A 25,275-nucleotide genomic window follows, 5' to 3' on the forward strand; every position below is an offset into this window, starting at 1 on the left:
GAATGAATGATTAAAAATATTGATGATGTTCACAGTGAAAAGGTGATGCGTCGCGATCACTTTATTTTCGCTATAGTTCTTGTTGTTGTTGCCGCTTTGTCTTTTTTATTTTCGTGTCAGAAAATTTTGAAGATTGTCAAGGATAGTTGTTTTAGTAGGCTTCAAGAATATGCGAATGTCGTATCGCATGAATTTATTATAAATAATCTGCATTACGGCGGAACGCTCCAGTTTGTGGCGACTTCATTGGAAGATCGCTCGGAGTATTCCGTCGATAGTGTGCAGTCATGGCTCAAGGACATGCGGCCTTTTTTAAAGGACCAAAAAATCAATGTCCTCTTGCCGGGCGATACGGTGATTCTGCCGAATGGCCTTGTCACTCAGGCTTCTGCGATGGGGCTTTCTTATGAAAAAGAAAAAACGACAGAAGCGCATGTGACTGTTCGCCTTGAAGGTGATGACCAGAATGAAAAATTCCTATACCATTTTGTTCCTGTAAAAAATCAAGGGCAAACGGTTGCCATGATTTTTTGGAGCTATAGCTTGGGACTGATCCATCAGTATTTGCGGACTGAAAAGGGCTATGACCGCAAAATGTTTGTCTATGTCGTCAATCGCGAAGATGGCAGATTCGTGGCGGATACGGAACACGATTCGTTGAAGAGCATTTTTGATTATAAGAATGAAAAGGACAATGAAAGTGGTTTGTTCTCCGCCATTGTCGATAGCATCCTTGCTGGTAAAGAAGGGCAGGCGTGCATTGAAAATTATTGGGAAAGTTCCAATTGCATTTATTTCCGTCCTATAGAAATTGGTAATTGGAGCATTTTAATCTCGTCTCCTGAAGAGTATGCAATGAGCGATATTCGCAAGATTCGTTTTATTTTCCTTTGCTTGGGAATAGGCGTGTTCTTGTTCTTTGTCGCTTATTTTATCCTTTTGCGGCGCGTGGCGATACGGTGCTTTGCCGAAGAAGCGGAACGCTCCGCTCTTGATGATGTGGGTAAAGTTCGTTACATGCAAATGAAATTACTTGGACTTCTTTCCAAGAATTTTACCAATATTTATTACGTGAATCCTGAGACCGGTTCTTACGTTGCGTATTCCAATGCTAAAAATGATTTGTATAAGGAAATTACAAGTCGTTTCGACTTGAATGCTTCGATTTACGATATCATGAACGATGATGAATTGACGAAGATCCACAAGGACGATTTGGAACTTTGCCATAGCGTATTCAACAAGAAATCCTTCCTTGAAGTTATGAGCAATTCTGAATCGAGGCGTATTGTTGATATGCGTTGCTTTATCAATGGTAACTGGGTTTGGATTCGCCATACGCTGATTGGCTTTGCCGATGCCAAGGGACAGGGTTATGTGATTATCGGCGTCGAAGACGTGAACGACGAAAAGGTGGCTATCGAGGCTGAAAGAGAAAGGTTGTCTGTTATCAACGGACTTTCGGAAGACTTCTCTCTAGTTAGCTTTATCAATCCGGCGACAAAGGAAGACCATCTTTATTACGTCAAGAAAAATGATTGGGCCGATAACCCGAACTGGAAAAAGGTCGGAAATTTTGAAGATCGCTTGAATTTGATTGCCAATACGCTTGTTCACCCAGATGATCGTCAAAAATTCTTGGAGATGACGAATCGTGATGTTGTTGTAAATAAGCTTTCGTCAAAGAATGCGTATTATGTGAACTTTAGAATGATTATTAACGGCACTGTTGAATATTGGCAGTTGAAGTTCGTGATGGTGGGTAAAGCCCCCGATGCACGGGAACAGATTGTCGCAGGATTTATCAGCGTCGATGAATCGACCCGCTTGCAGTTGGAACAGAAGGAACAGCTCGAAAGTCAGGCCGAGGCTTTGAAACAGGCTCTGTCGTCGGCACAATCTGCAAATAATGCGAAAAAGGAATTCTTGAACAGCATGAGCCACGAAATCCGTACGCCGTTGAATGCGGTTATCGGACTTACAGAACTGGCATCTTCGCATTTGGATGATAAAGATCGTGTCAGGGATTGCTTGATCAAGATCGATCAAAGTTCTGACCGCTTGCTTTCCATCATTAACGACATTCTTGACATGAGCCGTATTGAATCGGGCAAGTTTGATCTCAACGAATCTCCCACGCACTTGTTTGAAATTATTCACGAAGTGGAACGCGACGTTCGGGCCGATTTGCGGGAAAAAGATTTAAAATTCGAAATTGATTACGCCGACATCAATGATGAAGAAATTGTCTGTGACAAGGATCGCTTGCGTCAGGTCTTGCTTAAGATTCTTTCGAATTCGATCAAGTTCACGAAAGAGGGCGGTTCTATTTCGATGAGCGTCAAGGAAGCTCCTCTTTCGAAGTCGAGCTATGCGGCTTACGTGTTCTGCATCAAGGACAACGGTATCGGCATGAGCGAAGATTTCCTCAAGACGGTCTATGAACCGTTTACGAGAGGGGTTGCCGCATCGAGTGATGTTCGCGGCATGGGCCTTGGGCTTGCCATAACGAAAAACACCGTTGAAATCATGGGCGGTCAAATTGAAATTGCGAGCCGCTTGAACGTCGGTACGGAAGTTACCGTGACGTTTGAATTCAAGCTGGTGCAGTCGAAAAAGAATGAAGTCAATTCGATTGAAGTTGAGCAATCGGGCTTTGCCGGAAAGAAAATTCTTTTGGTCGAAGACAATATCCTCAACCGCGAAATCACGATGGAACTTTTGCAGGACAACGGTTTTATCGTGACGGCTGTGGAAGATGGCGATATTGCCGTGAAGATGCTTTCGAAGGCGTCGTCGAGACCGTTCGACCTAGTGTTGATGGATGTCCGCATGCCTGTGATGGACGGCTACGAAGCGACAAAGTGCATTCGCGCGTTCGAGAACAAGGACGTGGCCGAAATTCCGATTGTCGCTATGACCGCAAACGCCTTTGACGAAGACCGCAAGGCTTCTTTCGAGGCTGGCATGAACGAGCATATCGCAAAGCCGGTCAGTATTGAAAAGTTGAAGGATGTGCTTTCGAAGTTCTTGTAATATTGCGTAAAAAATGATGGACGCGAAAAATTTTTTGAAAAACTTATCTATATTGATTTGCATATGTCAGCACGAGTAACTAGCAGCGATAAAATTGAAGACATGTTTCCGGAAACCCCGGTACGTAAGATTATCACCCCGATAGAACGCCTCATGAAGGTGGAGACGACTGGCGGCATAGTGCTTATCATTATGACACTTGCAGCCCTCGTCTGGGCGAACCTCAGTCCTGAATCGTACGAGCATTTTTGGCATTTGCCGTTCGTAGTGACGATTGGCAGCTGGGTGGGCACGGGCGATTTGCACTGGTTCATTAACGATGCCTTGATGACGATATTCTTCTTCAACATCGGGCTCGAAGTCAAGGGCGAAATGACGTATGGCGAACTTCATGACCCGAAGGCGGCGAGCCTCCCGATTATCGCTGCCGCGGGTGGTATGCTGTTCCCGGCGCTCATTTACTTGGCGCTTTGTCCTCCGGGAACGTCACACGGCTGGGGAATCCCGACGGCGACGGATATCGCGTTCGTGGTCGGCTGCATGGCGATTTTGGGCAAGAAGGTGCCGCATGCGCTCCGCGTGATGATTTTGACGCTTGCGATTGCAGACGATATCGGCGCGATTCTCGTGATTGCTATTGGATATCCGAGCGGCGACGGCATCAATTTTGCGGCTCTGGGAACCGCTTTTGCTCTCCTCGTCTTGATTAACTTGCTTTTCCGTATTGGCGTTCGCAACTTGCTTTTGCATGGCGTGATCGGCGTTGCCATTTGGGCGTTCTTTGTCAAGTCCGGCGTGCACCCGACGATTGCGGGCGTGCTGCTTGGCCTCTCTGTTCCTGCAAAGCCGGTCGTTGCAAAGGGTATGGTCGCCAATTTTGCGAATAGCGTGGGCGATGTGCTTTCTGGCGACGAGAAGGTTTCTGGCGAAGAAAAGTACCGCGTGTTCAATTTGCTCCAGCGTGGCGCCCGTGAAAGTGTCTCGATGCAGGAACGTTTGTACAAGCCTCTCGTGCCGTGGGTGAACTTTGCGATTATGCCGATCTTCGCTCTCTCGAATGCTGGTGTCGAAATCAAGCTTGGCGGTTTGGATGTTCCTGTACTTAGTGCTGTTGCGCTCGCCCTTGTGTTCGGCAAGCCGATTGGAATTTTCCTCTTCAGCCTGTTGTCTGTAAAGATTGGCGTTTCCAAGAAACCGAGCTACTCCTGGAAGGTGCTCTGGGGCGGCGGCATGCTTGCCGGTATCGGATTTACGATGGCTCTCTTTGTCGCAGGCCTTGCCTTTGAAGACGGCTCGAACAAGGATTCTGCAAAGCTTGGAATTCTCCTCGGAAGCTTCAGTGCTGCAATTCTTGGCACAATTTACATGAGCATCGTATCGAAGAAGAATAAGCAGTAGGAAGTAGACAGTAGTCGGTAGGAAGTTGGAGGTGAGGAATAATTGTTCTCGAAGCCGTCATCCTCGATCTGTCATCCTGGAGCCTGTCATTCTGGAGGCACGGAGTGCCGATAGAAACCATTATTTCTTGAATAGCACTTGGCGATAGGATCCAGTCACAGTCCTAGTAAGCAATGGCGAGTAAACAGGAAATGTCATCCCGGACTCTGTTCCGGGATCGGCTTGCAAACTAAGCAATAACTGACCCCGCAACAAGTGCGGGGTGACAGACTCAAATCACTAACCACTAATCACCAACCACTTTTAATTTAAATCCTAACCACTAACCACCAACCACTGTTTACTAATCTCTCGTCTCTCGTCTTTGTATATTCGCCTTCGGCTCATATACCAAATGCTGGGCTCGGTCATGGGTGTGCGAGCACCCCCGCGAACGCTCGCCCTCCGCATTTGTCGTCTCTCGTCTAATATGCCTCATTTCGTCTATATGCTCCGTTGCAAGGGTGACCGCATTTACACGGGCTATGCCGTTGACGTGCAAGCTCGCTATGAAGAACATTGCAGTGGGCGAGGGGCTAAGTTTACAAGGGCGTTCCCTCCCGAATGCGTTTTACGCACATTTGAATTGCCAGATTACAAATACGCCCTCCGCTTGGAAGCTCGCATTAAAAAGCTCAAACGCCCGCAAAAAGAACTCCTCGCCGCTGGCGACAAAACGCTGGAATCAGAATTGCTTGCTGGCCTCGGCGAAACACTCAAAAAGCGTGCCTCAAGAATCCGTCGTGAAAAAGCGAGAGCCCGTGAAAAATTGAAATCTTGCGAGAGCCAAGAATCTCGAAAGAAAGTTTCCACGAAAAAAAATCAGGAAAAGTGAAACGTCTATTTTCCATTCGGTCGGTTCTTGGCCAAAAATGCTAAGATTTCCGACGTGTCGGTTAATATACGCCCATTAAAATGAGGTCTTGGTATAGATGCAAGCTTTTCTGCGCGTTCCAAAGACTCTGCAAAACGCTTTGAGCCTTCAGGACTTATCACAAAATTATGCGTAATGCTTGATGTAGCCATATTTACTCCTAATATTGTGCCCTTGTGCTCTACGTTGAAAGTTAGGGGCCCGCCTCCCCAAAGGGTTCCTGCAGCGTTTGCTGCGACATCAAGCAGAGAGTTCAACTTGCCCCACGTATGGGGATTAAGAATACAGAGATAATATACTTTTTCTATAAGTATCGGTCAAGGGTTCGCGCATTTGCCAAATTTTGGGTTGAAGAGTCCTTAATGGCGTGTTTGTGATGGTGGTGGCTGCTTTTCGATTTAAAAATGAGTATTTTATTACTGAATCTTTTTTGAACGTCGATTATGCTATCCATCGAAGCTGCAAAAAATTTAGAGGATCTGTTCCAGATCAAAGCCGCCATCATGCGACAAAAGCTCGAAGATGTTGGCGGTCGAAATGGCGTGATGGAAATTTTGGATTTGTCCCTTGAAGCATATAAACGTAAAGATTATCAGAAATCGCTGAAAATTATTGCCCCGTTGATGGAGGCTTTGAAAAATCATCCGTTCGTATCAAATGATTCGGTTACGTTCGTTTCTATTTCTGACAGGATGGAGTGGGCACTTTATCTGCACTACTACCAAGCTTCTTCAAATCAACAGATAAAAAATATCAGTGCCGTATGTCCTGCGGATTGGATTTACCGCCAATACGCTTTGACTTCTTTGGATTTAGGGGATTATGATGGTGCACGGAATGCGGTGAACGAAGCTATCAAGTGGAACCCGACGTCGGCAAAATGCAGAATCTTGTTTGCGATGCTAAGCAGTGCAGAAGGCCACTGGGATGAGCTGCTCCAAGAGACGATTTCTGCCATGAAATGTGCGTACCGTTCGAACGATTTGGTCCATTGCTTCCGATTCCTGAAAGATTATTTTATTAATAAAAAGATGTATAAAGAAGCGGTGTATTGCAGTTTTTTGCGTGCTCGTTTTTCGTCTTCCCACGAAGTGCTGTGCGATATTGTTGACGATATGATTGCGCTTGTCAATAGGGCCGATTTTGACTATAAAAGCGTCACCGATGACGACATGGCTGAAACCTGCAATAAGTATGGCTTTTCATCGAGCTTTTATCCCGAAGTGCTTACGGTCGCCCAGAGAAATTACGAAGAAATGTATTTGGCGGGAAAGACTGAAAAAGCAAATTATTTTGCACAAATTATGGCGGACTTGAAAACGGAACAAGAAAAAAGAGATTCCATCAGTTTAAAGCAACTCGTCGAACGTCACCGAAACATTGTGAGCTAGGTTTTATTTTGCAATCAAGTCTATGACGAGGGCGATTGCCATGCCGATGCTGCAAACGCTGATGAATCGCTGAATGAACTTGTTGCCTTTTTTGCGCTGTGTAAAACTGCCGAGGTAGCCGCCAAGCCACGCTCCTGCTGCCATGACGAGGGCGATGGGCCAGTCGATTTTTCCTGCAACGCCAAGAGCGATCGTGCTTACGAGTAAAAATACATTGGTAAGTGCGTTCTTGAGAGCGTTCACGTGAATGGGGTCAAGTCCGGTGTAACGCGTAAGCCCGAAAATTTGTACGAAGCCGACGCCGACTTGCACAATGCAACCGTAAATAGCGATGGCGAAAAAACCGAGGGCGCCTTTAATCGTGAGCTTTGCTGGCGGAACTTCGGGAGGCTTGCCGAGAATGTCCTTGCGCAAGTTGCTCATCACGACCACAAGGCAAATAACAACCGCGAGAATCGCTTGGAACAGTTTGTCTCCAATGCGGACTAAAAAACACGCGCCAATCAGCGCTCCTAAAAATGTCGGCGCGAGGAGTTGCAAGAATAATTTTTTGTTCAAATAACCGTGCCGAGCGAGGTTCAACGCGCTGCTGAAATTCCCGATGATAAGCCCGATGCGGTTCGTACCGTTTGCGACAGTTGCAGGGAGCCCGAGAAAAATCATGATGGGGAGGCTAAGCGTAGAGCCGCCTCCGGCAATGCTGTTGATGAGGCTTACGACTCCGCCCAATATAAAGAATGCTGGATATTGGGCGTAATACCACCAGTCTGTCACTTGCCGAGTTCCTTTTCGATGAACTTCTTGTTGCTTTCGACTTTTTCTTTTTGCGTTGTTTCCGGGTATTCCGCAAGGCACTTGTCAAGCGCTGCGATGGCGTCGTTCAGCAATTTCTTTTTCTTGGCTTCGTCTGTTTGCTTTTGCGATTTTGCAAAGAATTGCGATGTCGCTTTGCGTTGCTTGTTACAGTAAGCGTCGGCGAGGACGATGTATTTTTCGTTTGCTTCTTTGCGGAGCTTGCTCGACTTGAGCTTGTTCAGCAAATCTTTTGCCTTGTCGAATTTCTCGGTGGCGATAAGCGTATCGACCTTGGCGAGAGCTTGTTCGGGGTCGTTCTTTTCCCACATTTTTGCGGTTTCGGAATCGACTGCTTTTTCGAGTTCTGCAATGTGGTCGATGAACGCCTGTACGTGAAGCGTGTCTTCGAAATCGCGGTAGCGGATGCGGAATTCTTCGGTTTGCTTGCGGGCTTCGGCGAATTGAGATTTTTCATCGGCGAGAGCCTTGATTCCGTTAAATTCTTTCGTCGCTTTCTTTAGCGTGTTCGTATAAGCGATTTGCTTTTGGCCTTTGGCCCAGTTGGCAAGCGAATCGCCCGGTGCGAGCTGTGCAATCAAGCTGTCTGCCGTTTCGGCGACCATGCTGTACGAAGACTGTACGCGGTTCATGTTCTGAATCTGGAGAGCCATTGATTCGAACTCTTTCGCTTTTTCTTCGCGACGTTTCCCGAATGCGTCACGCAACGTGTCCGATTGGGCTTGCCATTGTTGCCACATCGGAGCCATCGAAGAAAAACTGTTTAGGATAACAGAAGCGGAATCGCTTTGGCCCGCTCTGTTGAGCGTATCGGCATAGCTGAACACGTAATTGGCGAGTGCGGGGAAAGCCTTGTATGGGTCCATCGTCGTTTCGAGCGTGCAGTGCGAAAAGTGCGTCTTGTCGCAAGGCGGCAACATCATCAAGACCGTATCGACTCTAGTTTGTACGAGAACCGTCGGCGTTGCATCCTGGGGTTGGTCGGGAGTTGTCAACTTGAACTGGTCAAGGATTTGCGTTGCGCTGTCGCCTGTGACAACCTGCATTTCGGAGTAAGTGCCAGTTTGTGTTTCTGCGGCTTGAACTGTGTCTTGCCCTAAAATGATAGACGTCTGCGTTTTTTCAGCGGGAGCTGTATCTGGAGAAGGGCATTGGTAGGCGATGCACGCGGTGAGCGAAAATGCTGCGGTGATTGCTGCTGCTTGAACGAGAACCGTCGATTTTGACATGAAACGCTCCGAAAAATTTCGTTAATTACAGGACTAAAGATAATAATTTTTTAGTGGCTAGTGGTTAGTAAACAGTGGTTGGGGCGTTGTCATCCTCGACTTGATCGAGGATTTAATGATTCTTCTTATTCTTAGAACTGCAATACCGCGTTGATGCCGCCGCCGGCACTTGCCAAATTCACTGTGGGGATGATTGTAATTTGTACAGATTGTTTTTGCAATTTGTATTGTTCCAAAGCCTCTTTATATTCGTCCCGCTTAACGGCATGCTTTTTATGTTCTTTGTATTTATTAACATTATATCCTAAAACAGCAAATCCGGTAAGAGTGCAAACAACACCTGTAACAACCAACATAGCAGCCGCTAATGCGTTTCCCATGGCTTCACCAAAAGCATTCGCATTATCTTTGATTGAATTGTTTTTTTTGGATGATGAAGATTCTTTTTTGCTTGGGTTATATGTTATTCCCCAAATGAGAAAAGCTATACCTACACCAGTTACGCTACCTCCAACAGCGATTCCGGTAACATTTGGTTTATAGTTTGCTTTTTTATTTTCTTGAGTAATTAAATCTTCGTAGTAAAGAATGGTGCTGTCGATTGCGGCAATGTTTATTGTGTTATTCTGTTGTGTGTTGGGTTTGACAATGTTTTTTTGCTTTTGTGAAGTGAGTTTGTTCAAGTCAATAAACGCTGGTTCATTGTTTTCTATTAGATTTGCTTGACTCTCTGTAGCGAATACGTTGCAGAAAAACGAACCACACAGTAAAATGGCGAAAAAGATATTTCTGCAATTTGCCATAAAATTTTCTCCTTATTTTTTGTAAATATATACTATGAGTAAATAAAATGTTACGTATTTTGTAAAAAAAAACGTTTTTTGCATTTTTATTCAATAAATGCGCAATATCTTGCACATTTGCAATGCTAAGAGAGATTAATCAAGGACTTCACCTATGTTATTCTGGAGCGGAACGTAGTGCAGCGATAGGATTCCCTTCTTCGTTATCCTCGACCTGATCGAGGATCTAAGACATTTATCTTTACAAAAACCTAGCCCTACTGCATCACTTGTATGTGATAATGTTCCTTACCGACGCGGAGAATGAACTTGCCCGAATGCGGCACTGCAATGTTTAAAGAGCCTGCATTGAAGTTCCACATTCCGCTTTTGATAACCTGCCCAATCGCATTGACGAGCGAGTAATTGTTTTTCGAATTTCCTGACGAATTTGCAATCCTGTTCACAGTAATGTTTCTGCCTTGCGTTGCAATGCTGTAATTTGTTTGAATATTTTTGACGCTGCCCATCGAACGCCTATACTTAATCGAATTCGTGGAATCGACAACTTTCGGCTTTTCAGACGTTGCGATTATCGCGGTGATGGATTTTGCGGGGAGCGTAAGCGAAATCTTGTCGCCTGCGATGGCGGCTAGAATTGGAGTACCGCATTGATGCCGCCACCGGCGCTAAGTAAATTTACGGCAGGGGCAATTATGAGTTGGGCCGATTTCTTTTTTTGTTTGTACTTGTTCAACGCATTTTGGTAATCATCGCGTATATCAGCATTTCTTTTATGCTCACTGTATTTACTCCTGTTATATATATAAACAGGAAGACCTATAAGAAGTAAAGGAATTGATCCAATAACAGCAATTGCTCCTCCGAGTGCTTCAAACCCGTTCGATGTATTTGCTTGATATAATCCTGTGATAAAAAAAAGGGAGCCTATGAAAGATAAGGGCGCTCCAATTATTATGCCGACGACATTTTGTGAGTATGAAGCGTCTTCATTGTATTTCTCTATCAATTTTTCGTAAAATTCGACACTGTCTATTTCCATATTGGTGTTGTTTATGCTTGTTTCGTTGTGCTTTGTAATGTGCCATGTTTCATGCCATGGTGACATTCTTTGTGCTAATGCATTGCCGAACAGTGCGCATACCAATAAAAAGACTAAAATGATATTTTTACTCGTAGCCATATAATTTTCTCCTTATCCTCTGTAATATACTTTGGTATAAGGAAAAAATTGCATATTATCTACAAGACAATATTCCAAAAAAGAGGATGCTACTCCCCTCATATTCTCATATGTCACCCCGGATTCATTCCGGGGCCGACTTACACGGAACTTTTTACTGTCATCCCGCGACCTGTGCTGAGCTGTGTCGAAGTAAGGCGGGCTGGACTGTGCAGTGTTTTATCCCTAGTTCTATAGTAAACGATAAAAGTGAGTTCTCATAAAAACTGACCCCGGCACAGTGGCCGGGGTGACAATAAAAAATATTTCGTCTAATCTGCGTCTGCTTCGATAGGCACGAATGCGTTCTGGCTGTTGAAGTTTTCAGGCAAATCCCAGTCGTCGTCCTTGGGCATGGCAGCTTGCGGTTTTGGCGGCTGAACGACGGGCTTTGCGGTTTGTGGGGCCGGTGTGCTTGCCGCGGTTGCGGTTGATGTTGCCGTTCCCTGCTGCGGTGCGGTTCCAGCGGCGGGCTGCGTTCCTGCGGCGTTCTTCGCGGCTTCGGCGGCACGTTTTGCAGAATCGGCCTTCATCACTTCGGAAACGGGCCTTGCATCAGCCGGAATCGCCTGCGCTTGCGTCGTTTGCGGAGCTGTTCCTGCCTGCGTCGCGGAACCCGTTGCGTTTGTTTGTGCTCCGGTATCCGGTGTTGCGGTCTGCGGCATCGGCAAGCTTACGACAATGCCCGATTTTGCGATGGTTTCTGCGGCAATCTTCTGCACTTGCGGCGGCGTGAATCCCGGCACGTCGAGCCACGGCAGCGGGCGCCCTTTTTCGCCGCGGAGTAAAGCTTCGCCGGTCAGCGGGTCAACTGTCAATTCGCCGCGTTCGTTTGTCAGCATCAGCGGCACTTCGCCTGTTGCAATCATCGAAATATCGAGGAAGTCAATCTGCCTTGGAATTCCGAGAATTTCAATTTCTTCCTTGGCGAATTCGGCCCATTGCGGGAGGCCGCCCGAAGCGCCTGCAATACGCGTACGTCCCGATTTCAAGGGCTTGTTGTCGTCAAAGCCGACGTAGCTTCCGATAGCGACAACGCTATCCAGCGCGATTCCGTTCTTTTCTTTCACGTACGTCGGGAGCGCTCCCAAGAATGCCACGTTCCTATAATCGTTTGTCGTACCCGTCTTGCCCATCACCGGGAAGCGGAGCTTGTTCGAACCTTCAGGATTCTTGACGCTGAGCGCCGAGAGTTGGCTGTGGGCTGTACCGTTCGTGAACACGGAACGCAACATGACGCCCATCTGGGTCGTTACAGTATCGTCAAGCACCGTCTTGGATTCCATCTTGTTCCTGAAGATGACGCGTCCATCGCGGTTCCTGATTTCCTTGATAAAGCAGGGGTCCGACCAGTCGGCATCCTTGCATTTGAAAACTTTTCCGGTGAGAATCGTCTGGTAGGCAGTGCTGATTTCTGCAAGCGTAATGTCGTTCACGCCGAGCGGCATGCTGAACACTTTCTGCAATTTCTGGTGGATGCCGATTTCGTGTGCGAAACGTGCGTATTCCGACATGGAAAGGGCTCGACGGTAATCCGGCCAATAACGCAGGTGCTCCATGCTATAGTAATCCGCGTCGCTATCGACGGGTTCAATCATCGCGTTCAAACGCTTGAAATCTGCAAGCGAGAAGTTGTCTGCGAGTTTCACGGAATCGAGCGGCAACAAGTTTGCTGATTCATCCGGATCGAGTTCCTGGATTTCGCGGGCTCGCCAAATTTCGGAGTAACGCTTGAAGTTGTGGTTGACGTACTTCGTCATCTTGGCGTCGCGTTTAGCTTGTTTTAAGCCGATGTCGTTGAACGTCCCGTAACGCAGATTTTGCACGGCGCGGGCTTGCAATACTTTGCCGTCGTTCATGTAGCGCTCGACAAGGGCGTCGCGGGCCTTTGTGAATTCAATTTCACGCTTGACTTCTTCTTTTATCATGAGGCCAAACTTGTCGCGTAAGCGTTCGACGAAGCGTATGCGTTCTTCACCCGGTTCACGTGCAAATCCGTTTTCGCGGGCGACATCTTCGAATTCCTTGTCGGATAGCTTGTCCAAAAGATGTTCCAGCAGCCAAACGCTGGCGATGTTTTCGGAACGAGTCGCCGCCCACGCGATGCTCACCACGTCGCCCTTGTTCTTGTGGTCGGGGCGCGGGAAATAGAACTGGTTGCCGTACTGGAATGCGTTGAATTCGTTTTCGAGGTTGTCGAGATAATTCCAATGGTATTTCAGCGCGAGTGCGTAAAGGAGCGGCTTCCAGCTGGAACCGAGCTGGCGGAGCGCCTTGAAGCTACGGTCAAATCCCGTGTTGTGGAACCCGCCCTGGCTTGCGAGTACCTTGCCGTTCCGGATGGCGATGAGAGCTCCTTGCAGTACCGGTTCCGTTTCGATTTTGCACGGGGCGTAACCGTCAATCGGGGTTTCGTCGATGATGCTCACGAGGAGGATGGCGCCCGGCTTGAGCTGGGTCGCGAGAATCTTGTTCACATCGCCGCCCGCGAGTTTCGCAAAGTCGTTGACCGCCTGTTCTGTAACGATGCCTTTCAGTTGTCCGAAGTTCAGCTTGAGCGATTGCAGTCTTCCGGTCGTATCGAAAAATACGCTATCGACGGCGCCGTACAAGTAATCGCCTTTGCGTGCGGTGCGTGCCCTGTTCGCAAATTGAGCCTTGGGGAGCACGAAACCGCCCAGTTGCAGCTGCAAGTTGCTGATGTTTGTCTGCAATGCGCGCTTGGCGGCGTCTTGGGACTTTGCGTTCAACGTTGTCGTGATTTCGAGCTGGGCCTTGCGCCAGTCTTCGATGCCTTCTTCCTTGAACAGTTCGTGGAAGTAGTCGCTGTCGAGGCGTTCTTCCAAGCGTTCGAGCGTCGTGCTCATCGTGAAGCGGAAGTTACCGTGGTTGAATTCCAGCGGCTTTTCGGTGGCCTTGTTCATGTCGGCCTGTTCGATGTAGCCTTCTTCGACCATGCGCCCGAGCACGTACCGGAGTCTATCTTCGCCACGTGCGATAGCCATTTTTCGGCGTTCTTCGGTACGTTGGATGAACGGGTCGTAGTTGAACGGCCCCTTGACCGAGCCGGCGATGAATGCGCATTCGGCAAGCGTCAAGTCCTTGAGTTCCTTGTTAAAGAAATACTGTGCCGCGATGGCAACTCCCTTGCCCGTGCCCGAAACGTGGAACTGGTTCAGGTAAAATTCCAGAATGTCTTCCTTGGAGAAATGCTTCTCCATGCGCAGCGCGTTCAGGAATTCCTTGAGCTTTTCCTTGATGCTGCGTTCTTCGCGACCGAAAATGTTCTTGACCGTCTGCTGCGTTAGCGAGGAGCCGCCCTGGGTGATGCGCCCGGACTTCACGTTGTTGACCATGGCGCGCATGAACCCCTTGAGGTCATAGCCGTTGTGCGTCCAGTAGCGGGAGTCTTCGGCGGCGATAAGGGCGTTGACCAAATTGACCGGAATGTCGCCGTAAGGGACATAGACGCGGTGGTTCGCATCGAAGAATGCACCTAGCAAGCTTTCGCCGTCTTCATAGAACACGCGGGTTTCGCCCGAAAGAACCTGCAAAATGTTGGCGCGGTTGAATTGATTGTCCGGGTCGCGTTCCGGGAGAATCTTGAATACGACAATATAAAAGGGGATGCAGCAAATTAAGGCTACGAGGATAATGGCGACAATGATTTTGACGAATTTGTTCATTTTTCTTTGTAAATTGTTGTCTATTAACGACTTACAAGATACAAAAGTTTTGGCGGGGTGTCTTGCAGGAACCGCGATTTCGTATAAAAATAGAGCTTTTTTCAAGGAAAATTAATGTTTTTACTTATTACCCCTTGAAATTTTTCTGAAATTTTGTTAAAATTAGTGTCCCCAAGATGGGAAGATGGCCGAGCTGGCCGAAGGCGCGTCCCTGCTAAGGACGTATAGGACTTAATCCTATCGCGAGTTCGAATCTCGCTCTTCCCGCTGAAAAGCCCCGAGTCGAAAGACTCGGGGTTTTTTCTAATGACAACGACCAACTACTAATAACCAATGACCAACAACCAATATCCAAAAAACAAAATAATTGTATATTCCAATATATGAAACAAATTATCCTTTTGATGCTGGCTGTTTTTTGGGGAGCGTGCTTTGCGGAGCCCGATTCTTTGACTGAACATGGATCAGAATCGTACCAAGAAGTTTCGCTTCCTGCATATCATTCCGATAGTGTCATGTTTGCGGACAGTGCTGCGTTTTACGAGTCGTTGGCGGATCGTTACAAAAAAGAGGGAGAAAATTTGTTAAAAGGCACTTCTAGACAAATGATATTGGGTGGCGTTTTAACATTGGTTGGCCTTGGTTGTTTGGCCGTGATGAAAAATCACAAAAATCCCTCGTCACTAGGAGGTCTAGGTGTGATGGCTCTTTCTTTAGGGGCAACAACTGCCGGTATCGTTATTTTCTCAACCAACGGAATCAGAGATGGTAATGGTCGTCGTAAAATGAAAATGTCCGAAGAGTACCGGAAAAAGGCCGAAGAGTATCGTGAAAATGCTTGGAAAGAGAGATACCGAAGGACTTCGCAAATGAAGATTCAAATTGTTCCTGAAATAGATCCGTTGAACAAGACGTTTGGAGCGAAACTTGCTTTGAGTATTTGACTTTTTTTGCAATCAAAATGCTGTTATGTTGTATGCTTACATATTAAAAAGCGATTTTGACTCATTTAGTATGTAATTTTTGCGGAAAAACGGCTGTATTTGAACGTTTTTGCAGAAATAATGCCGATAAAGCCTATTTTAATGCGTTTTGAACTGGTTTTAGCTCAATTTTTACATACTAAAACGTCAATTTTGTTGTTTTAGTATGTATTGTAATAAAGTAATGCTGAAAACGGAATGCAATTTTACTCTTTATAAATTAATTTAAAGTTCCAAAAAGCGGAACTTCGGAAAAACTTGATTTCGCTTTTACCGCAGTCTATATTTTGTGGTGTAAAAATCAGCAGTTCCGTTGGTTTCAAAAAATGGGAGTTTATATGATTATGCAAAAAGAGGATGCTGTTCCGGCGGTTGCGACATCCGGTGAACTGGACAAAAAAGCGTCTGTGGAGACGGGGACATTTGTGGACCCCCGCGATGAAGTCGAATATAAAACATGCAAAATCGGCAAGCAAGTGTGGCTGGCAGAAAACTTGAAATTCGAATTGAATTCAAGAGATTGCGTTGCCTACGATGACGACTATCAGTATTTCGATAAATACGGTTACTTGTACACAAAGAAGGGATTGGAGCGTGCAATTCCCGACGGTTGGCATATCCCGACAGAGCAGGAGTGGGAAACGTTGATTCGCTTTGCGAAAAAGGACGCTCGCTGTAAAGACGTTTTGCAAGTTATCGCGTCGAATGAATGGGTGAAATCGAGTTCCGACAGATACGGTTTTTCGATGATGCTTGGTGGCATGGGCGACAGCGATGACTATTTTGACTTGATAGATATCTCGGCGCATTTTTGGTACGTCGACAAGTTCAATAATCCTTTGAGTCATGACAAATTCTATGGGTGCGTGCGTTTTGAAGATGGCGCGGATGAGATAGACTTTGACGATGATGTCCCTGAGTATGCGTCAGTCCGTCTTGTCAAAGATGCTTGATAAATGTTGCCTTTGCGGTATTTGTCGTAGTATTTCTTGAAGAATGCGCTGGTTTTTCTGCCAGCGTTTTTCATTTTTTGTAAAACAAATTGTGACAACATCTGCACAGATGTTCTATGGATCCTATCGACCCTTTGGGCCTCCAGGATGACCGTTAAAAACATAGCACATCCAACAATCTATTAACCACTAGCCACTAACCACTATTTACTATCTTTGCTCTCGTATGAAATATTCCATCCCTGATTCAGTGCTTTTGAAAGCGGCCAGTGAATACGGCACTCCGCTTTGGATTTATGACCGTGCTACCATTGAACGTGCTGTAAAGGACGTGCAGGTTTTTGACACTGTGCGTTTTGCCCAAAAGGCATGCCCGAACCTCTCCGTGGTTTCGCTTATCCGCAAGCTTGGCTGCGCTGTCGATGCCGTGAGCGCTGGTGAAATTGTGCGCGCCCTCAAGGCCGGGTTCAAGGGTGGACAGCAGAAGGGCAAAGTTCCTGAAATTGTCTATACAGCAGACATCTTCGATCGCGATGCCTTGGAACTTGTTAAAAAGTACGACATCGCCGTGAACGTGGGTTCGCCGGACATGATCCAGCAACTTGCCGATTTCGGCGTGAAGTCTGAACTTACGCTCCGCGTGAATCCGGGGTTTGGCCACGGGCATTCGAGCAAGGTCAACACGGGTGGCCCGCTCAGCAAGCACGGCGTGTGGCACGAACAGATCAAGGACTGCATCAAGCTTGCCCAGAGCAACGGCATGTGGATTACCGGTCTTCACATGCATATCGGTTCCGGCACTGACTTTGAACATTTGGCACAAGTTTGCGATGCCATGGTCGATGCTAGCCGCCGCTTGGGTTCTCACCTCCGCACGATCAGCGCTGGCGGTGGTCTCCCGATTCCGTACCACGAAGAAGATAAAGCAAACCGCATTGACGTGAAGGCTTATTACGACCTCTGGGACAAGGCCCGCAAGAACATCCAGCAGAGTATCGGTCACGACGTTCACCTCGAAGTGGAGCCGGGGCGTTATCTTGTTGCAGAAAGCGGCTACCTCGTGACGGAAATTCGTGCAGTGAAAAAACAGGGCGATAATTTGTTCTACTTGCTCGACGCTGGCTTTACCGATCTCGTTCGTCCGAGCTTCTACGGCAGCTACCACGGCATTTCTATCGTCGCTCGCGACGGTCGCGAACTTAACGAAACTGTAGATGCTGTTGTTGCAGGCCCGCTTTGCGAATCCGGTGACGTGTTCACGCAGGAAGAAGGCGGCTTTGTCGTGACGCGCAAGCTCCCGAAGGCTCAGGTTGGCGATCTGTTGATTCTCCATGATGCCGGTGCGTACGGTGCCGCCATGAGCAGCAACTACAACAGCCGTCGCTATGCTGCCGAAACGATGTACACGAATGGCGAAATCAAGCTCATTCGTGAACGCCAGACTTTCGAACAGCTCTTGCAGAACGACAGAATTATTGAACTGTAAACGTCACATCGCGGCGATTCGTCATGCTGAGCGGTGAATAGCCGCGAAGCATCCAGTTAAGGTATGAATCCGCTTGTCCTCCCTGCCTTTTTATACTGTCATCCCCGCCTCCGTGCGGGGATCTCCTTTGCTAAGGTTTGTGTTTAGAAGTTTTTGAACAATCCGTATATAGCAATCCGCGTGCCAAAAACGAAAAACGCCCCGAAATACTTGAATTTCGGGGTTTAAATGTAATGGTATATAGTAATGTATATGAAAATACATTTTTGTATAAACGGCAAAAATTGCAGTGTTTGATTAAGATTGGTGAGCCCGCCGAACCGCTGAGTAGGGCTACGTAGTAGCCAATCCACAGTGTATCGTGGAGTGCTTTCAGGGGGCACCCTTTGGGAACCCGCTTAAATACTGGGTTCCAGAGGGCGTTTTTCTACCAGCCTTTTTTGAGCACTACCTCTAGGCGACTTTTTCTAGAGGATTTTTCTCTAACTCGTTGATACAACGAGAGATAACCAAACAGGTTTTTTGCCGTCGTTTTGAAACTACTGCTCAAAGGTCGTGCCTTGACATTTTTTATGCCTTAAATATACCTCTTTTTGGCCCAAAAATCGCAAAAAATCCCCAAAAAACGGAAAATCCCTGATGTCGTGGCATGGGATTTGCTTATAACGCTTGTTGCTTTTTCACAAGACAATATTGGATCCTTTGCCCATGAGAGCTTAAGAATTGTAAGCCAATAAATTGTCAACAATTCTATACCGCCGCTGTCGTCATAACGATTCGCGCGCGTTTTTAATTGCGGATACGGAACCCTTCGGCATCGCCCCTGATGATTCGGGCGCGGAATATATTTTCGTATAAGCGGCGTTACCTGCTGATGGTGTAGCGCCCTCCGCCGAAGGTCGTGTTTTTGCCCACTCCGATTTGTGCACCTATAGACAGAATACGCCCAGCATCTGGAGAAATGTTTTTCAAATGTACTTGGCCTGTAAGCCCTGAACAGTCTATGCGTTTTTTTTGACGGCTGCTCAATCTAAATCGGTTGCTTATGTCAGTGCTGGCGGTCGATGTCATGGCGAGCATCTGCTGCAATAGTTTTTCTTGCGGCCATTCGGTGCTTTCGCCGTAATTGTTGCAAAGGAGTTCGGCTCGTTGGAGAAGGTTGTTGCAGAACATCTCTAAATCCCAGTAGCGGGATTCTTTACGGTTGAGGCGGAACGATGTTGGACTGTAGAAGACCAGTGTTGCGGAGTTCGCTGTGAGCGGCGGCAATGTCGCGATGTCTAGCGTTTGTGGGGGGCGCATCCCGTCAAAGTAGAACCGGTTGGCTCGCCTTCCTATGCCTTCTTCGCCAAGGATTTCCGGGCTTTCTTGCAACAAGGGTTGTAATTCTTTGCTGTTTCCAAAAAGGTGATTTCTAGCCCCATGTGGTCGCAGTTGTCGGGGATGTCAAAAAAGCGGATATTGATGGAGCGTGGCATGGGGCCTTCGGGGGGAATGCTTGTTCCGGGGAGCGTGCCGAGCAGTGCTTTGTACAAATTTATTAGCCCCTGTGTTTTTTCGGGCCGGCGGTTCTTTTTGATTTCGTCGAATAGATAGTAGCCCATGGCTCCGCGGACACCGGCTTCGGGGAATCTGCTAAAGTCGGGCTTGTTCTCTACGACAAGCCTGTAGTAGATTCTTGTAATGAAAAGATGCGGAATTTTGAAAAATTCTTGATCGTTGTTCATGGAGTTAAATATAGAACGAGCGTGTTTGCTCGCGTGGTGCTCTCTTGTCTGTGCGTTGCCTTTTTTCTATCTTTGGCCACGGAATAAAACTATGGGAAACTTACGCGCTATCCTCATGCCCATCGCTATTCTTGCGGGCATCCTCATTCCTCAGGCGCACTTTTTAGCGCCGCTCTTGCCGTTTACAATCGGCATCATGATGTTCCTTACGTTCGTGACGAAAATTCCGCCGCAAACGCACGGTTACACGTTCAAGATTGAAGCCCGCGCGTTTATCGCAAGCCTCGTGATTATCGCTGCCCTCTGGGGCGTTGTGGAACTTTTCCATTTGCCGCGCGAGGTTTTGCTTGGCGGTGCGATTATTGCGCTTTGCCCGCCTGCGAACGCAGCTCCTGCGATGGCGAAAATGCTTGGCGGCAGTGCGTCCTTGGCGCTCAAGATTTTCCTGAGCGGCAACTTGATTGCGTGCTTTAGCATTCCGATTATCTTTGGCTATTTGACCGGTGCCGAGGCGGATCTTTCTGAAATCGCGATGAAGATATTCAATACGATCCAGCCGATTATCAGCATCCCGCTAGCGTTTGCGTTTGGATTGCGCAACTTTTACCCGGAACTGGCCGACCGTGCCGCAAAATTCCAAAAATATACGATGTTCGTGTGGACATTTTCGGTGTTCATTATTTTGTCCAAAGCTAGTTTCGATATCCGCGAGATGGGTTTTGCCGACTTGTGGAACAGCGGCAAGCTCCCTCTGATGGCTGCGGTATCGCTTGTACTTTGCCTTTTGCAGTTCTGGCTCGGTTGGGTGTGCGAACGCGGTCGCCGTCCGATTGAAGGCTCGCAGAGCATGGGCCAAAAGAACACGACGCTCGTCATCTGGGTCTCTAGCCTTTATGCGGGTCCGGTGGTCGCTCTTGCCCCTACGTGTTATGTTGTCTGGCAAAACCTTGTGCTCAGCTACATGACCGCGAAAATAAAGCCGAAAAGCGGAAATTAGGGCAGTTCTAATTACAATAACCCCATACCTCAAAGGTCGCCAATGGCGACCGTGCTCATACCACAAACCTCATCCCTCTAAACCACTGTTTACTAACCACTAATCACTTCCCACCGCCTTCTGCTATCCCCTAACTGCATTTTTTCTTGTTCTTTTTGCAAAGAATAGTTTATATTTACATCAAGGGGAAAATACTATGGGGTATTCGAAATATGTATATCTGCTTTTGGCATTTACGTTACTTCTTTTCGTGACGTTTTTTGTGCGTGACTGGATTGTTTTATATCAGTGCGGTGCAGTTGATTCTTGTCTGAAAAATTCCAGCCATTACCAGCATATTGCAAAATTCATTGTACCGATCCTTGCTGCCATGATAACGTTGTTTATTGGAAAAAGGTCCATTTGTACACGTGACCGTCTGTTATTGCAAGCAGCTTTTTTGATGATTATCTGTGCAGACTTCTGCTTTAAAATTTTACACAATTACTTTATTCCTTATGAAGAAAATCAAGGTGAGTTTATTTCGTTCGGAATTATATTTTTTATGCTGGCGCAGCTCCTGTTCATTTACCGCCATACGCGTGTGAGCGATACGGACCACACGTTTCCGTGGATTCTTTTTTTCCCGTTTGCAGTGTCAATTTCAGCAGCGGTTCTTTTGATGTTCCATATTTACGACTCGATTATGTTTTTTGCGGTTATCTCGTATGGACCGTTTCTATTTTGTTCGCTATATGCTGCATGGAAAACTTTAAAGAAAAAGTATTTCCCTAAACGGAATGCTCGCTTGATTAAACGGGGATTGATTTGCTTTACGTGCTGCGACTTGCTGACGGGGCTCTCGCTCTTGACAGGTGCCGATCATTCCGCTTGCGAGATTATGGCGATTATCTCGAATAATTTCATCTGGTGCCTTTATACTCCAGCCCTTATATTCCTTGCGTTGAGTGGTTTTCGTCACACGGACTAAGCATCTTGATTGACACGTTGACTTAAAATTCTATAATTTCCTCTGTAAAAGAGGTTGTGATGATTATTGATTTAAAAGGTATGGAAACGACTGTGCTCCCGAACTTTAAGGGGGGCGAAAAGGAATACAAGGCCAAGATGTATTTCGACGGCACAACGCGCATTATGCACGGTACGCTTGAACCGGGAGCTTCCATCGGCTTTCACAAGCACGAAACCAACAGCGAAATTATGTTCTTTGTCGCGGGCAAAGGCAAGGTGCTTTTCGATGACGGCGTTGAATACGTCGAAGCGGGTCAGTGCCATTTTTGCCCGAAGGGCCATTCTCACAGTTTGATTAACGAAGGACCGGAAAATCTCGTGTTTTTTGCTGTGGTCCCGGAGCTTGGATAAGAGACTGCCACGGAAGCAGAACTTCCACGCAATGACAATTTTTAATTTATAGGAGCTAAAATGTCTAAACTGATGCGTTCTATTTCGGGTATCCGCGGAATCGTGGGCGATACTCTCACTCCGCAGGTTTTGCAGAGTCATGTGCGCGCTTTTCTTGAAATCACGAAGGCGAAGCGTGTGGTGATTGGCCGCGACAGCCGTCCGACGGGAGAGGCTATTGTGCAGTTTGTTGCAGGTGTTTGCCGCCTTTCCGGTGTCGATGTCGTAGATGTCGGGCTTTCGACAACTCCTACTGTGGAGCTTTTGACGACGCATTTCAAGGCTGATGCCGGTATCATCATTACGGCTAGCCATAACCCGCTTGAATGGAACGCGCTCAAGTTCCTCAATAGCAAAGGGCTTTTCTTGGGCCCGAGCGATGTGAATAAGCTCTTCGCGCTCGCTGATGCAAACCAGTTCACTTATCCTGACTACCATACCATGGGTAAGTACGAAGTTGCTCCGGATGCAGACGGCGTCCATGTCGAAGGTACGCTCAAGATTCCTTACGTTGATGTCGATGCCATCAAGGCAAAGCATTTCAAGGTCGCTGTCGATGCTGTGAACGGTGCCGGTAGCTTTATCGTTCCGCGTTTGCTGGAAGAACTTGGTTGTGAAGTTGTTCGTGTTCATTGTAGCCCGGACGGAACGTTCCCGCGTGGGGCTGAACCGATTCCTGCAAATCTTGGTGACTTGCGCAATGCCGTGAAAGAGAACGGCTGTGCGGTGGGTTTCGCGGTTGACCCGGATGCGGACCGTTGCGCTCTCGTGAGTGGTGAAGGCAAGAGTATTGGCGAAGAATACACGCTTGCCATTGCTGTCGATGAAGTCCTTGCAAAGCAGAGGGGTGGCGTTTGCGTAAACCTCTCTACAAGCCGCATGAATGAAGATGTCGCTGCAAAGTACGGTTGCGAATTTAGCCGTGCCAAGGTGGGCGAAATCAACGTAAGCCTCCAGATGATTGAAAAAGGCTGTATCATCGGTGGCGAAGGCAACGGCGGCGTGATTTTGCCTGCTCTCCATTACGGTCGTGATAGCCTCGTGGCTGCTGCGCTTGTGCTCAGCTGGATGGCTCGCCATGGCGGCGGTCCGGAAAAGTTCGTGGCCGAGAATCCGGCTTACGTGATGCCGAAAAAGAAATTCGATCTCGGCGACAAGAAAGTTGCGGATATTCTCCAGAAGGTGATGGTCGAATTTAACGGCTGGAAAGTTGATGAACGCGATGGCCTTTGGCTTGGCAAAGAAAAGTCCTGGGTGCATGTGCGCGCAAGCAATACCGAACCCGTTATCCGCGTGATTGCCGAAGCCCCGACCGTCGTCGAAGCCGAAGCCCTCTGCGCAAGAGTGGAAAAACTCATTTAGTCGGAAGTAGGTAGCGACTGCGTCATCCACGAAGCCTGTCATCCTGGAGGGAGCTCGCGACCGATAGGATCCACTAAATGGTATTTTTTGCATTGTCACCCCGGATTTGTACAAGTACAAAGCCCTTCGGCTCAGCTATGAAAATGCAAGCATTTTCGCAGCGTTCGCCTTGGTTGCTTTTATTCCGGGGTCCGTTTTTTTTTGCATTGTCTTCCCTGGCTCCAGAGCTGAGTCTTATACGTCTTCGTCATCCTGAAGGCGTCAGCACGAAGGATCCAGTTAAATTATTTGTTGAATTGTCACCCCTGCCCAAGGTCCCTGAGCCTGTCGAAGGGCCGGGGATCAGTTTTTAGAACTGCGTGATGAATTCCCAGGCGGTGGGTGTTGTCCACACCTTGCCGTCGTCGCTGGCGTTGTATGCGTGTTTACCGTCGAATGTGCACCACTTCACAGGGAAGCGCGGATCGACTGTCTTATAGTCGTAGCACACGTGCTTGCCGCCGGAGTATTCTTCGGCCTCTTCGCCGCGAGCGTCGGTGAAGTTGCCGTCGGCGTCAGGTTTTCCGTTGTTCTTCAGGATCCTGTCGCGGGCACTGCGGCCGAGCTTGGGCGTACAAAGTTCGTCTCCCATGCCGACAGTCCCCATCCATGCGATGGGGAGTCCCTTGTTCTTGGGCAAGTAAATCACTTGGTCCATCGTTGCAAATACCACCACGCCACGCAGGCGGTGCTGGAAATCCTGTGCAAGTGCGTTACTGAACATGGCGCCGAAGCTAAACCCGACGGAGAACACGCGCGATGTATCGACGCAGAGGTTCTCGTTCAGGTAGGTGAGGAATTCGTCAAAGAAGATGTGGTCCTTGTCGTCCCCGCATCGCCATGGATTTTCTGTTTCTTTCCCGGATCTATCTGTTTCAGTCGTGTATCCGTGCGGCGCGACGAAGATGGTGTTCTCCTTGGCGCCTGACTGGTTCCTAAGTCCATAGTAGGCTTCCCTTGTTGCCACGTTCTTGGCGGAACCGCCCATGTAGTGCATGCCGAACACAAGGCGGTAGGGCTTGTTTTTGTCGTAATTTTCGGGCATGGTGAGGTAGATTTCGTGCTCGATGCCGGCGCTGGTGAACTTGAAGTTGTCTTTTAGCGTGTTGTCCTTGCCGCAGCCCTTACTAGGCGTGGGCGCATTGCCCATCGCATAACCGAATGCGTAAGTCTGCTCGCCGGGGGTTACGGAACTCGCCTTTTTGAGCTTCAGGGTTACGGTCGTGTCGAGGTTCGGAATTGCGACTTTCAGCGTGTCGAACCCGGAAGCTATGACACGGAGCGTGTCCCCGTCACCCGGTTTTAGCAAAGCCTTATGGCCACGCTTGTCGTAAGTTGCATCTGCGGTGGCGCTAAAACGGGAACCGTTCGCGGTGAACCGGACCGTTTCTATGGCGCTACCCACGCGGACCTTCGCAAAGTACGTGCCTTGGGCGGTCACGCCCTGCCTCAAGTCGACTTGGCCTGAACCGAGCAAATCCTGGCGGAGAACACGGTTCCCCATTACGTCGAATATGCTCACCTGCACGGGGGCGTTGCTGCTCTGCGAAAAACGGAGCACCCCGTCGGAGATGCTGATGTGCCCAGGTTTGAAACTGCCGGAAGGCAGGGAAGTCTGGTCTTCCTGGATGGTGAATTTGCCATCTTTGTCAGTTTGTGTGGAATCTCCCTTGGCAAGGAGTTTTATGAGTGCGCCCGAAACGGGGGCTCCGCTCTCGTCGGTGACCGTTCCGGCCAGCTTGAACGCCGATGCCGTAGAAAACGCTGTTATCAGCGCCATAGGGAATACGAAAAAAAAGGCTTTTTTCATGATTAAGCTCCTTTCTCGTAACCCCA

20 protein-coding genes and 1 tRNA gene are annotated in these 25,275 nt (G+C 48.0%); 12 read left to right on the top strand and 9 right to left on the bottom strand.

The annotated features are described in order from the left end of the window. The first annotated feature begins 6 nt into the window (after positions 1-6). The 4 genes from IKG78_RS07875 (at position 7) to IKG78_RS07890 (ending at position 6,738) form a co-directional block, all read left to right on the top strand. A complete protein-coding gene (locus IKG78_RS07875) occupies positions 7-3,036 on the top strand; it encodes a response regulator (RefSeq protein WP_290941989.1) in 3,030 nt (1,009 codons plus the stop codon). A 63-nt stretch (positions 3,037-3,099) separates the two neighbouring features. Beyond that, the gene (gene nhaA / locus IKG78_RS07880; protein WP_290941991.1) at positions 3,100-4,434 is read left to right on the top strand and encodes a Na+/H+ antiporter NhaA; all 1,335 of its coding nucleotides are present in this window, start codon (positions 3,100-3,102) and stop codon (positions 4,432-4,434) included. Between the two features lie 409 nt (positions 4,435-4,843). Beyond that, positions 4,844-5,308, top strand: a complete 465-nt coding sequence (locus IKG78_RS07885; protein ID WP_290941994.1) for a GIY-YIG nuclease family protein — start codon at positions 4,844-4,846, stop codon at positions 5,306-5,308. A 482-nt stretch (positions 5,309-5,790) separates the two neighbouring features. Continuing rightward, positions 5,791-6,738 carry a hypothetical protein gene (locus IKG78_RS07890; RefSeq protein ID WP_290941996.1) on the top strand — a complete coding sequence of 316 codons (948 nt, stop codon included), beginning with the start codon at positions 5,791-5,793 and terminating at the stop codon, positions 6,736-6,738. Positions 6,739-6,741: 3 nt separating this feature from the next. On the opposite strand, the gene IKG78_RS07895 is transcribed toward IKG78_RS07890, so the two are convergent. The 6 genes from IKG78_RS07895 to IKG78_RS07920 all read right to left on the bottom strand — a co-directional run bounded on the left by IKG78_RS07895 (position 6,742) and on the right by IKG78_RS07920 (position 14,491). Then, complete coding sequence (locus IKG78_RS07895; protein WP_290941999.1) at positions 6,742-7,512, bottom strand: sulfite exporter TauE/SafE family protein; 771 nt, start codon at positions 7,510-7,512, stop codon at positions 6,742-6,744. After that, positions 7,509-8,780: a hypothetical protein gene (locus IKG78_RS07900; RefSeq protein WP_290942002.1), complete on the bottom strand. Its 1,272-nt coding sequence runs from the start codon at positions 8,778-8,780 to the stop codon at positions 7,509-7,511. The genes IKG78_RS07895 and IKG78_RS07900 overlap by 4 nt, the downstream gene beginning before the upstream one ends. Positions 8,781-8,911: 131 nt before the next feature. Continuing rightward, a complete protein-coding gene (locus IKG78_RS07905; RefSeq protein WP_290942005.1) occupies positions 8,912-9,583 on the bottom strand; it encodes a hypothetical protein in 672 nt (223 codons plus the stop codon). 257 nt (positions 9,584-9,840) lie between these two features. Further along, on the bottom strand, positions 9,841-10,092 hold the full coding sequence (locus tag IKG78_RS07910; protein ID WP_290942008.1) for a hypothetical protein: 252 nt from the start codon (positions 10,090-10,092) through the stop codon (positions 9,841-9,843). A gap of 122 nt (positions 10,093-10,214) precedes the next feature. Continuing rightward, positions 10,215-10,766, bottom strand: a complete 552-nt coding sequence (locus tag IKG78_RS07915) for a hypothetical protein (protein ID WP_290942011.1) — start codon at positions 10,764-10,766, stop codon at positions 10,215-10,217. 311 nt (positions 10,767-11,077) lie between these two features. Then, on the bottom strand, positions 11,078-14,491 hold the full coding sequence (locus tag IKG78_RS07920; RefSeq protein ID WP_290942015.1) for a transglycosylase domain-containing protein: 3,414 nt from the start codon (positions 14,489-14,491) through the stop codon (positions 11,078-11,080). A gap of 178 nt (positions 14,492-14,669) precedes the next feature. Here IKG78_RS07920 and IKG78_RS07925 point away from each other — a divergent pair. The 4 genes from IKG78_RS07925 (at position 14,670) to lysA (ending at position 17,913) form a co-directional block, all read left to right on the top strand. After that, positions 14,670-14,758, top strand: a tRNA-Ser gene (locus IKG78_RS07925). Positions 14,759-14,874: 116 nt separating this feature from the next. Further along, positions 14,875-15,435: a hypothetical protein gene (locus IKG78_RS07930; protein WP_290942018.1), complete on the top strand. Its 561-nt coding sequence runs from the start codon at positions 14,875-14,877 to the stop codon at positions 15,433-15,435. A 377-nt stretch (positions 15,436-15,812) separates the two neighbouring features. After that, on the top strand, positions 15,813-16,427 hold the full coding sequence (locus IKG78_RS07935) for an FISUMP domain-containing protein (RefSeq protein WP_290942021.1): 615 nt from the start codon (positions 15,813-15,815) through the stop codon (positions 16,425-16,427). A gap of 226 nt (positions 16,428-16,653) precedes the next feature. Beyond that, entirely contained in the window at positions 16,654-17,913 is a 1,260-nt protein-coding gene (lysA, locus tag IKG78_RS07940; protein ID WP_290942024.1) for a diaminopimelate decarboxylase, read from the top strand. 864 nt (positions 17,914-18,777) lie between these two features. Here lysA and cas6 read toward each other — a convergent pair. After that, positions 18,778-19,290, bottom strand: coding sequence for a CRISPR system precrRNA processing endoribonuclease RAMP protein Cas6 (gene cas6 / locus IKG78_RS07945; RefSeq protein ID WP_290942026.1), 513 nt, complete (start codon positions 19,288-19,290; stop codon positions 18,778-18,780). Next, on the bottom strand, positions 19,248-19,640 hold the full coding sequence (locus IKG78_RS07950) for a hypothetical protein (RefSeq protein ID WP_290942029.1): 393 nt from the start codon (positions 19,638-19,640) through the stop codon (positions 19,248-19,250). The genes cas6 and IKG78_RS07950 overlap by 43 nt, the downstream gene beginning before the upstream one ends. A gap of 91 nt (positions 19,641-19,731) precedes the next feature. On the opposite strand from IKG78_RS07950, the gene IKG78_RS07955 reads away from it, so the two are divergent. From IKG78_RS07955 to glmM, 4 genes are all read left to right on the top strand, one after another. Continuing rightward, positions 19,732-20,637 carry a bile acid:sodium symporter gene (locus IKG78_RS07955; protein ID WP_290942032.1) on the top strand — a complete coding sequence of 302 codons (906 nt, stop codon included), beginning with the start codon at positions 19,732-19,734 and terminating at the stop codon, positions 20,635-20,637. Positions 20,638-20,833: 196 nt separating this feature from the next. Beyond that, positions 20,834-21,607: a lysoplasmalogenase family protein gene (locus IKG78_RS07960; RefSeq protein ID WP_290942035.1), complete on the top strand. Its 774-nt coding sequence runs from the start codon at positions 20,834-20,836 to the stop codon at positions 21,605-21,607. Between the two features lie 59 nt (positions 21,608-21,666). Further along, the gene (locus tag IKG78_RS07965; protein ID WP_290942038.1) at positions 21,667-21,999 is read left to right on the top strand and encodes a cupin domain-containing protein; all 333 of its coding nucleotides are present in this window, start codon (positions 21,667-21,669) and stop codon (positions 21,997-21,999) included. A gap of 60 nt (positions 22,000-22,059) precedes the next feature. Then, a complete protein-coding gene (gene glmM, locus IKG78_RS07970; protein ID WP_290942041.1) occupies positions 22,060-23,400 on the top strand; it encodes a phosphoglucosamine mutase in 1,341 nt (446 codons plus the stop codon). A gap of 349 nt (positions 23,401-23,749) precedes the next feature. On the opposite strand, the gene IKG78_RS07975 is transcribed toward glmM, so the two are convergent. Then, positions 23,750-25,249 carry a T9SS type A sorting domain-containing protein gene (locus tag IKG78_RS07975; protein ID WP_290942044.1) on the bottom strand — a complete coding sequence of 500 codons (1,500 nt, stop codon included), beginning with the start codon at positions 25,247-25,249 and terminating at the stop codon, positions 23,750-23,752. Between the last annotated feature and the right edge of the window lie 26 nt (positions 25,250-25,275).

Source organism: Fibrobacter sp., assembly GCF_017545445.1.
GTDB lineage: Bacteria > Fibrobacterota > Fibrobacteria > Fibrobacterales > Fibrobacteraceae > Fibrobacter.

Bases quoted from the DNA above. Each gene is read 5' to 3' on its own strand.
- IKG78_RS07910 (WP_290942008.1), bottom strand. From the start codon at position 10,092: ATGGGCAGCGTCAAAAATATTCAAACAAATTACAGCATTGCAACGCAA.
- IKG78_RS07930 (WP_290942018.1), top strand. From the start codon at position 14,875: ATGAAACAAATTATCCTTTTGATGCTGGCTGTTTTTTGGGGAGCGTGC.
- IKG78_RS07885 (WP_290941994.1), top strand. From the start codon at position 4,844: ATGGGTGTGCGAGCACCCCCGCGAACGCTCGCCCTCCGCATTTGTCGT.
- IKG78_RS07900 (WP_290942002.1), bottom strand. From the start codon at position 8,780: ATGTCAAAATCGACGGTTCTCGTTCAAGCAGCAGCAATCACCGCAGCA.
- IKG78_RS07955 (WP_290942032.1), top strand. From the start codon at position 19,732: ATGGGAAACTTACGCGCTATCCTCATGCCCATCGCTATTCTTGCGGGC.
- IKG78_RS07890 (WP_290941996.1), top strand. From the start codon at position 5,791: ATGCTATCCATCGAAGCTGCAAAAAATTTAGAGGATCTGTTCCAGATC.
- IKG78_RS07875 (WP_290941989.1), top strand. From the start codon at position 7: ATGATTAAAAATATTGATGATGTTCACAGTGAAAAGGTGATGCGTCGC.
- IKG78_RS07960 (WP_290942035.1), top strand. From the start codon at position 20,834: ATGGGGTATTCGAAATATGTATATCTGCTTTTGGCATTTACGTTACTT.
- IKG78_RS07950 (WP_290942029.1), bottom strand. From the start codon at position 19,640: ATGAACAACGATCAAGAATTTTTCAAAATTCCGCATCTTTTCATTACA.
- IKG78_RS07915 (WP_290942011.1), bottom strand. From the start codon at position 10,766: ATGGCTACGAGTAAAAATATCATTTTAGTCTTTTTATTGGTATGCGCA.
- glmM (WP_290942041.1), top strand. From the start codon at position 22,060: ATGTCTAAACTGATGCGTTCTATTTCGGGTATCCGCGGAATCGTGGGC.
- IKG78_RS07920 (WP_290942015.1), bottom strand. From the start codon at position 14,491: ATGAACAAATTCGTCAAAATCATTGTCGCCATTATCCTCGTAGCCTTA.
- IKG78_RS07935 (WP_290942021.1), top strand. From the start codon at position 15,813: ATGATTATGCAAAAAGAGGATGCTGTTCCGGCGGTTGCGACATCCGGT.
- lysA (WP_290942024.1), top strand. From the start codon at position 16,654: ATGAAATATTCCATCCCTGATTCAGTGCTTTTGAAAGCGGCCAGTGAA.
- IKG78_RS07965 (WP_290942038.1), top strand. From the start codon at position 21,667: ATGATTATTGATTTAAAAGGTATGGAAACGACTGTGCTCCCGAACTTT.
- nhaA (WP_290941991.1), top strand. From the start codon at position 3,100: ATGTCAGCACGAGTAACTAGCAGCGATAAAATTGAAGACATGTTTCCG.
- IKG78_RS07905 (WP_290942005.1), bottom strand. From the start codon at position 9,583: ATGGCAAATTGCAGAAATATCTTTTTCGCCATTTTACTGTGTGGTTCG.
- IKG78_RS07975 (WP_290942044.1), bottom strand. From the start codon at position 25,249: ATGAAAAAAGCCTTTTTTTTCGTATTCCCTATGGCGCTGATAACAGCG.